This window comes from Streptomyces sp. SID12501, from assembly GCF_010550245.1.
Lineage (GTDB): Bacteria > Actinomycetota > Actinomycetes > Streptomycetales > Streptomycetaceae > Streptomyces.
Genome location: NZ_JAAGLU010001115.1, coordinates 1 through 380, shown reverse-complemented (window position 1 = coordinate 380; position 380 = coordinate 1). Strand labels below are relative to the sequence as shown.

The window sequence follows — 380 nt, the reverse complement described above, 5'->3', positions numbered from 1 at the left end:
CCTGCCGACTTCATCCAGCGACGACGATCCGGTGGGCCGGCCCGCGCCTTCCGGAGGTGCTCCGGTCGGCGTGGGCCCGCCGCTCCCCGTCCGCATGCGCTACCCCACGTTGCCCTGGACGTTGCCCTGGGCTCCGCCGCCGGTCTTGCCCGCCACCTTCTTGCAGTTCACGAACGCGAAGTTCTGGCCCTCCTGCCCCGCAAGGACGGTGTAGTCGGCGTTCTTCTGCGTGCGGCTGACCGAGAAGGACCCTCCCACGATGTTCAAGGACTGGGTGGTGTTGCCGTCGTTGAGTTTCCGCGGGGCCGTGAAGCCCTCACCGGTGATGGTGACGCCGTTCGCCGTTGGCGTGACCGTGCAACTCGCGGCGGGCACCGCTT

General features: G+C 68.9%; 1 protein-coding gene. It reads right to left on the bottom strand.

Translation table 11 applies throughout. The annotated features are described in order from the left end of the window. Positions 1 to 99: 99 nt before the first annotated feature. On the bottom strand, positions 100 to 380 hold a 281-nt coding region (locus tag G3I71_RS50085; protein WP_164325648.1), incomplete at its 5' end, for a hypothetical protein.